8 protein-coding genes are annotated in these 8,150 nt (G+C 67.3%); 3 read left to right on the top strand and 5 right to left on the bottom strand.

Going from position 1 to position 8,150, the window contains the following annotated elements; all coding sequences use genetic code 11:
* Positions 1-85: 85 nt before the first annotated feature.
* Together hemF and ABF821_RS18575 are read left to right on the top strand one after the other, a co-directional pair.
* Complete coding sequence (gene hemF, locus ABF821_RS18580; protein WP_415531155.1) at positions 86-988, top strand: oxygen-dependent coproporphyrinogen oxidase; 903 nt, start codon at positions 86-88, stop codon at positions 986-988.
* Positions 989-1,147: 159 nt separating this feature from the next.
* Entirely contained in the window at positions 1,148-2,242 is a 1,095-nt protein-coding gene (locus ABF821_RS18575; protein WP_415531154.1) for a hypothetical protein, read from the top strand.
* A gap of 24 nt (positions 2,243-2,266) precedes the next feature.
* Here the strand turns inward: ABF821_RS18575 and ABF821_RS18570 are convergent, their stop codons facing one another.
* The 5 genes from ABF821_RS18570 to ABF821_RS18550 form a co-directional block, all read right to left on the bottom strand.
* Positions 2,267-2,857, bottom strand: coding sequence for a Smr/MutS family protein (locus ABF821_RS18570; protein ID WP_415531153.1), 591 nt, complete (start codon positions 2,855-2,857; stop codon positions 2,267-2,269).
* Between the two features lie 121 nt (positions 2,858-2,978).
* Positions 2,979-4,397, bottom strand: coding sequence for a cytochrome-c peroxidase (locus ABF821_RS18565; RefSeq protein WP_415531152.1), 1,419 nt, complete (start codon positions 4,395-4,397; stop codon positions 2,979-2,981).
* Positions 4,398-4,499: 102 nt separating this feature from the next.
* Positions 4,500-5,354: a DNA-methyltransferase gene (locus tag ABF821_RS18560; RefSeq protein WP_415531151.1), complete on the bottom strand. Its 855-nt coding sequence runs from the start codon at positions 5,352-5,354 to the stop codon at positions 4,500-4,502.
* A complete protein-coding gene (locus ABF821_RS18555; protein WP_415531156.1) occupies positions 5,354-6,487 on the bottom strand; it encodes a murein transglycosylase A in 1,134 nt (377 codons plus the stop codon). The genes ABF821_RS18560 and ABF821_RS18555 overlap by 1 nt, the downstream gene beginning before the upstream one ends.
* Positions 6,488-6,591: 104 nt before the next feature.
* Positions 6,592-7,272 (bottom strand): Tim44/TimA family putative adaptor protein, encoded by a 681-nt coding sequence (locus ABF821_RS18550; RefSeq protein ID WP_415531150.1) that lies wholly within the window; start codon positions 7,270-7,272, stop codon positions 6,592-6,594.
* A 221-nt stretch (positions 7,273-7,493) separates the two neighbouring features.
* Between ABF821_RS18550 and secB the strand changes: the two genes are divergently transcribed.
* Positions 7,494-8,012 (top strand): protein-export chaperone SecB, encoded by a 519-nt coding sequence (gene secB, locus ABF821_RS18545; protein ID WP_182974746.1) that lies wholly within the window; start codon positions 7,494-7,496, stop codon positions 8,010-8,012.
* The last annotated feature ends 138 nt before the right edge of the window (positions 8,013-8,150 follow it).

Genomic DNA, 8,150 nt, shown 5'->3' with positions numbered 1-8,150 from the left:
CAATTGCCCCCATGATCGGACTCTATGGACAGCGTTTCAAACCCCCCGTTCCGCCGACCCGTCCGACGCAGAAGATGACCCGACCATGACAGAAACCCGCGCGCCCATCCCCCATGACCATCTGAGGCCGGAGGCCCGCGCCTGGTTCGAAACCCTGCGCGACCGCATCTGCGCCGCCTTCGAGCAGATCGAGCAGGATGCCGCCGACGTGCAGACCCTCCCCGGCCGCGACACCGCCGGCACATTCGTCCGCACCCCGTGGGACCGCGTGAACGAAGACGGCACGCCGGGCGGCGGCGGGGTCATCAGCCTGATGCGCGGCCGGGTGTTCGAGAAGGTCGGCGTCAACGTCTCGACGGTCGAAGGCACGTTCAGCCCCGAATTCCGCGCCACCATCCCCGGCGCGGAGGAAGACCCGCGCTTCTTCGCCACCGGCATCAGCCTGGTGGCGCATATGTGCAATCCCCGCGTCCCCGCCGCCCATTTCAACACGCGGATGATCATCACCACCCAGGGCTGGTTCGGCGGCGGCGGCGACCTGACGCCGATGTTCCCCGACAGCCCCGAAGCGCAGGAAGATGCCGTAAGCTTCCACGCCGGCTTCCGCGCGGCCTGCGACGCGCACGACCCGGCCTACTACCCGCGCTTCAAGGAATGGTGCGACCGCTATTTCTTCCTGCCCCACCGCAACGAGCCGCGCGGCCTGGGCGGCATCTTCTACGACCGGCTGAATACCGGCGACCTGGCGGCCGATTTCGCCTTCACCCGCGATGTCGGCCTGGCCTTCCTCGAAACCTACCCCGCCATCGTCCGCCACCGCATGACCGAACGCTGGACCGAGGACGAACGCCGCGCGCAACTGGTCCGGCGTGGCCGCTACGTGGAATTCAACCTGATCCACGATCGCGGCACCCTGTTCGGCCTCAAGACCGGCGGCAATACCGAGGCGATCCTGATGAGTCTTCCCCCCGAGGTCCACTGGCCGTAAACTCCCGCCTTCGCCGCCGAGGGCCGCCCCGGCACCTGCCATAGACTCGCCGCATTCCAGCGCGAAACAGGCGCTGGAATGTCCCCTGCCGTGGAGATGCCGCCTTTGCCCGCGACCCGACCTGTTCCCTCTTCTGACCAACGGCCCGGTCGGGCCTAGATGCGCATGCACCGCCGCCAGTTTCTTGCCATGGCGGGTTTCGCCGCACTCGCCGGTATTCCCGCCGCCGCCCGCGCGGGTGGCCTGACGCACATCGCCGCCATTGCCCCTGCCGGCGGCACCGTCATCGACCCCACCCTGCTGGTCGCCGGCAGCGCGGAAAGCGCCGCGGGCCGCTGGAGCACCGTGCTGGCCCCGGCCCTGGCACAGGGGCTGGGCTCGCCCGCTCCGCTGGCCACGCACCTCACCAGCGGGCTGGACGGCGTGACCGGCGCCAACCAGTTCGATACCCAGACGGTGCCGGACGGCGCCACCGCCCTGCTGGTCCCCGGCGCGGCGCTGGTGGCCTCGCTGGCCGGCGATCCTCGCGCCCATTACGATTTCGGCCGCTGGGTCCCGCTGCTGTTCAGCCTGGTCTCGCCCATCGTGGTCGGCCGGGCGGACCTGCACCGCACCCTGCGCGACCTGGTGCGCGACCGCCCGATCCGGGTCGCGGTGTCCAGCGATCACAGCATCGAACTGGCCACCGTCATGGCCATGGCCATCTTCGGCTTCCGCCCGATCCCGGTCACGGGCTTCGCCACGCCGCAGGAAGCCCTGACCGCATTGCGTGACGGCAAGGTGGACGTGGTGCAGATCTCCGACCCCATGCCCCCCCAGACGCTGGACGCCCTGCTGGCCCCGCTGGAACAGACCGGCGCCACGCCACTCTTCACGCTGACCGACAATGTCCGCGTGACCGTCCATGGCACGCCGGTGCCCAGCTTCGCCGAGCGTTTCAATCAGGAACGCGGCCGCCCCCCCGCCGGCCTCCTCTACGACGCCTGGAAGATCGTCGCCGCCGCCGCATCGCTCGATATCGGGCTGATGCTGCCGATGCTCACCCCGCCGGAACAGGTCGCCGGCTGGCGCCACGCGGTCGGCCTCGCCAGCAGCCAGGGCGCGCTCGACACGCTCAGGAACGATGCCGGCCGCGCCCTGGTCAGCGGCCCCGATTGCGGCCGCTACCTGCACGACATGACCGGCGAAATCACCGCCGTGCTGATGCTCCGCCGCTGGCTGGCCGTCCACACGGCGGAATGGCGCCTGGGATAAGAGGCACCCCGCCCGACACCAGCGTCAGACGCGCGCCCGGCGCAGCAGGATGCGCACCGATCCCTGATTGGCGGCATGGGGATGCACCACCGCCAGGATCAGCGGCCGCAGGTCCGGGCGCCCCAGCCAGAAGGGCAGTTCCCGGCGCAGAACCCCGCCATCGCGGCCCGACCCCAGGCCGGTAATGACTTCCACACAACGCAGATTGTCGGACCGGGCCTGGATCAGAAAACCATGCAGACGCTGGAAGGCCGCATGGGCGTTCTGGCCGTGCAGGTCGAGCGTCCGCGACGGACGCAGCTTGCCGCTGACCAGCGTCCGCCAGCTCGTATCGTCCAGACCCGGCCCGCGATGGCCGATGGCGATTTCCGCCCGCGACCGCACCAGCGTAAAACCCGGCCGCGCCAGACGGGGCACCTCGGATGGCGGCGCGACGGGCACGGACGGGGCAACACGCTCCCGTCGCTCCGCCCCCGGACCGGCGGCGGGCGCAGCCGGCGGCGCGGCGTCCAGAGGCGCCGGCCGGGCAGCCCTGCGGGCCAGCGGCTGGATATCGCGCACGAAGGCCGACCACAGCGCCTGTTCGTCTTTCCCGAGGACCCGTCGACGGCGCACCCCTGTTCTCCCCGCCCGCCGGCGGGCGACCCCATGCCGCCCATCGTCCCGATCCGCCTGATCTTAAAGCAGTTCGCGCCCGGATCGAAGCCCGGACGCGCGCTGCATCAAGCGAGGCGCGTCAGGGCGCCTGCGTGCCGGCCAGGGGCTGCCCCTGATAGGTGCCGGTCAGGGTGCGCAGAAAGGCCACGATATCAGCGATATCATGATCGGACAGCGTGTGATCGGGCGTCTGGTAGCGCGCCATCAGCCGCACCGCCTCTTCCAGGGTCTTGACGCTGCCATCGTGGAAATAGGGCGCGGTCAGCGCGATATTGCGCAGGTTCGGCACCTTGAAGCGTTCCATGTCGTCAGGCGACTGGGTCACGGTAAAGCGCCCCTTGTCGGCATCGGTCACGGCCCCGCCGCGCGCGGCGAAGTAATCGCCCTCCAGCCCCATCACCTCGAAAGCCTGCCCGCCCAGCGAAACGCCGGTATGGCACCCCGAGCAGCCAATGTTCTTGAACAGCGCATACCCGTTCTTTTCCTGGGCATTCAGCGCCTGCTCGTCACCCTTCAGATAGCGGTCGAAACGGCTGTCGGGCGTGATCAGCGTCTTTTCATATTCCGCGATGGCATCGGTGATCCGCCCCTTGTCGATATCGTCGGACCCGAACGCATCATGGAAGGCCGAGACATAGGTCGGGTCTTGCTTCACCTTGTCCGCCACGATCGCCCAGTCGTGCGAGCCCATTTCCAGCGGGTTCATCACCGGCCCGGCCGCCTGCTCGGCCAGCGTCGCGGCGCGTCCGTTCCAGAACTGGCTCTTGTTGAAGACCGAATCATAAACGGTCGGCACGTTGATCGGCCCATGCTGGCCACCAATCCCCAGCGCCGTGACGCGCCCGTCCACACCCCCATGATCCAGCGCGTGGCAACTGGCGCAATTCAGCGTGCCGTCACCCGACAATTGCTTGTCGAAGAACAGCCGCTGGCCCAGGGCCACCTTGGCCGCATCCACGGGCACGCTCTCGGGCACGGGCTGGACCGGCTCCCCGGCAAAGCGCGCGGCAACACCCGGCGTCGCATAATGCGCACGGCGCTCGGCGGCGACCCAGTTCAGCAGCGCATCACGCTGCGCCTGCGACAGATGGGCATGCCAGTGCATCAGCAGATACAGCGTCGGCGGCATCCGGTTCTGGCGAATCACTTCCTCGATCCGCGCCAGTTGCTCCTCGGACGGAACAGCCCCGGTCTGGAACGCTTCGATCACCGGCTCGATGCGGAAATGGCGCAAGCCCCGGTCGACATCGCGCTGCATCAACTGGTTGGCGACCGGCACATGGAAGTAGAAAGGCAGTTCGACATTGCGCGCATGGCAATAATCGCATCGTGCCTCACGAATCGCCGCGAACGCGGCCGAAGTCACCGGGTCCGCCAGCGTCGGCGAATGGGTATCCAGCGTCGGTGCCGTTTCATGGTCGAAATGGGTCAGATACCCCACAACGCCGCCATAGGCGACAATCCCCAGAACCGCGACCGAAACTATTGCTTTACGCACCGACACGTCCACTCCTCCATTTTCGTCTCAAGGGAGGGTGTGCCGGATATAGAAAACATCTGTCAAAGTCATATTTTTAATAAAAACGATTGAGCCGGTCGATCAGGCGGAGATTTCATCCTGCTCCATGGCCAGTTTCAGCCGCTCCCGCGCCACTTTTACATAGGCAGCGTCCAATTCGATCCCAACACCGCGCGCGCTTTCCATCTGGGCGGCCACCAGCGTGGTCCCTGTCCCCATGAACGGGTCCAGCACCACCGCATCCGGCCGGCCATGCAGACGAATGCACTGACGCGGCAACTGCACCGGGAAGGTCCCCGGATGATTGAATTTCTGCGCCTTGTCGCGCACCGTCTCATAGGGGATGAACCAGGTATCCCCCCGGCAGCGCCTGTCCTGTTCATGCCCGCGCCGCGCGATGTTCGATTTGTCCTTGTACGGCACCCCGATATCCAGCCGGCGCAGTTCCACGGTGCCGGAGCGCGTCAGATGGAACAGATGCTCGTGATTGCGGTGCAGATAGCGCGCGCTGTTGACCGGCTTGAAATGACCATACGTATCGTCGTGGACCGAGATCGACTTGATCCAACTGATATGGTTCTGCAAATGGAAGATCTCGCGCAGCCGCACCGCCAGTTCGAACGGCAGCCAGGGCTGCGCCGACGATCCCGCGATATTCAGGAAAAACGACCCGTCAGGCCGCATCACCCGATGCAGTTCGCGCGCCACCGCCATCATCCAGTCCAGATACTGGTCTTCCGACATGCGGTCGCGATAGGTCCGATACCCCAGGCCGATATTATAGGGCGGCGAGGTCACGACGACATCGACCGAATCCGCCTCCATCCGGCGCAGTTCGCGCAGGCAGTCGTTCCGCACCAGAAGATGCGGCCCCATCGCCTGGCGCACGGCACGGGGGGCACGGGTGCCGCCTCCCGGCCCGTTTCGCGGCGCCATCAGGGTCGGGTAACGACGGGGCGCGGCGTCAGGGCGATCATCCGGCCGTGCTGGCGCATCGCGCCGGCGGTCTGCTCGGCCTCGTCGCCCCAGCCCAGGAACAGGTCGGCCCGCCCCGCGCCCTTGATGTCGGTCCCGATATCCTGCGCATAGACCAGCCGACGCCAGGTCTGGTTCGCCGGCGCAGGCAACGTCGTCTCGACCCAGACGGGCGTACCCAGCGGAATCACACGCCGATCCACGGCCGCCGAGCGCCCCGGCTCCAGCGGCACGCCCATCGCACCCGGCGCGCCCTGACTTGCCGGCACATCGTCCAGGGCATTGAAGAACACGTAGTTCGGATTCTCCTCCATCACCGCCCTGGCCTGGGCGGGATGGGCCGTCAGCCAGGCGCGGATCGACTGCATGCTCACCGCATCCTCGCTCATCTCGCCCTTCTGCACCAGCACGCGCCCCAGCGGCACATAAGGCTGTCCGTTCTTGCCGCCGAAGCCCAGCCGCACGATCTGCCCGCTGGGCAGGCGCACACGGCCCGACCCCTGGATCTGGAGGAAGAACAGGTCCGCCGGATCGGCCACCCAGAGCAATTCCAGGTTCCGCCCGGCCAGCGCCCCCGCATCGATCTGCGCCCGCGACCAGTAAGGTACGAACCGCCCCCCCTGCCAGCGGCCGGACACCATACGCCCGTCGGTCGCCCGCGCCCGCGCAAGATCCTCCGGCACCCGATAGACCGGCGTCTGGTAAATGCCCCCCCGCGACAGCGCGCCGCGAATCTCGGGCTCGTAATAGCCGGTAAAGAGCGCCGAGGACGACATCAGCACCGGTGCGAACCATGTTTCATAGAAACGCTGCGCCGCCCCGCCGTCTCCGGCAGGCACCGCCGTCGCCGCCTGACAGGCCGGCAGCCAGTCGCCGACATGCGCGCCCGGCCCGCTGTCAGGCCCCAGCGTAGCCTCGGCCGGCAGGCGACCCAGATAGCGGCATTCCGCCAGGAAAGCCGGCAACGCACGCGCCGCCTCGTCCGGCCCCCAGCCCGACAGGGCGGAGAATGCGACCGGCTGGCGCTCGCCTTCCTGCCCCGTTTCGGCGCAGGCGGACAGCAGAAGGATCGCGGCGGCGCAAACGCCCCGCATGACGGCAGGCAGACGGAAATAGCTCAAGGAAACAGCCAGACTTGCTCTTGTATGCGAAAGACGGACGGACAACCGCCGCCGGACAGGACCGCTCGGCCGCGCGATCAGGCGCTACGGCTGGCCGCCAGACGCCACGCCGCGCCACCGATCGACGCCCCCAGCAGACGCTCGAACGTCCACAGGTCCGAGAACTCGGTCACGGCATCGGTACCCGCCACGGGGTGCCCATCCTTGTCCAGCGTCAGACTGATCTGGTCCGAGACGATGCGCACGTCGATCCGCGCCCGCGGCGCGCCGGCGAACTGGTCGATGGCGGCATCGACGATCGCGAGGCTGGTCATGGCGCGCACCTCGCTCTTCTGGGTCTCCCCCGCCTGCTCGCGCGACTGGATCGCGGCATCGAAGGCGTTGAAAGCCTCGGCGGTCAGCCGTTCGCGCAGCATGGCCCGGTCGCCGGCGGCGAAGGCTTGGACCACCTGGCGAAACGAGACCTCGACCCCGCGCAGAAACTGCGCCGGCACGAAATCGCGCTCCTGTCCGGCAATGGCCGCCAGCACCTGCCCCACCCTGGTCTCGGGTGCCGGCACGTCATAGTCGGTCAACGGGGCCGGCGGCTCGGCGCGGCCTTCGATCACCGGGCCGGGCCGTGGCACCGGGGCGGCGGGCGATGCGGGCTCGACCCCCACCCGCGTGCCCAGGATGCTGCGCAGACGCAGCGCGAGAAACGCCGCGATCAGCCCGAACAGCACCAGGTCGAACGGAAAATGACTCAACGAAAAATCCATCACCACGCCTAACCGAAAGGCGCGCCGGACCAGCCGGCAGCGCAATCTCTCTCCATTGCCCTAACACATAGGCAACGCATCCTGCCGACACAATGCGGCAGGACGATACAGGGCACGATGAATTTCCATCCCGCCGCTCCCCGAGGTTGGCGAACGTCGCGGGGCATGCTACCGGCGATACCCGTTATCCGCCTTCATTGCCCGCAAGGAAATCCTCGTTCATGTCAGATTCGACCCAGCTCCCCGCCGACGGAAGCCAGAATGCCCCGCCGGCGCTGCCGTTGGCCATCAACGTCCAGTATATCAAGGATCTGTCGTTCGAAGTCCCCTCGGGCGCCGAGATTTTCGCCACGCTGCGTTCGAATCCCCAGATTTCGGTGAACATCGACGTGCAGGCCAACCGCCTGCCGCCCGAGCAGCCGGTGTTCGAGGTCGTGGTGTCGATCAAGACCGAAGCCGTGGAAGCCCCGGAAAAGGAAGGCGCCGCCCCCGGCCGCACGGTGTTCGTCGCCGAACTGGCCTACGCCGCGGTGGTGACCCTGGGCAACGCGCCCGACGACCTGGTCGAGCCGATCCTGCTGGTGGAAGTGCCGCGCCTGATCTTCCCGTATGTGCGCAACATCATCAGCGACATCACGCGCGACGGCGGCTTCCCGCCGGTCGTCCTCCAGCCGATCGATTTCGTCGCCCTGTGGCAGGCCAAGCGCGCCAACTTCCCCCAGACGGCCGGCAACGCCTGATCCACTCCAAGTCCCTGTTATCGAATGGAAAGGCCCGCCCCGTGCGGGCCTTTTTCTTTTGGGGAGCACGGCGCCCCGCCCCGAGCAATCCAAGAACATATATTTTTTTATCTAAAGAGATATCAAACAGTATAATAA

The sequence above is a fragment of the Gluconacetobacter sp. genome (assembly GCF_047721585.1).
Lineage (GTDB): Bacteria > Pseudomonadota > Alphaproteobacteria > Acetobacterales > Acetobacteraceae > Gluconacetobacter > Gluconacetobacter dulcium.
This window is presented reverse-complemented; position numbering and strand designations above follow the sequence as displayed.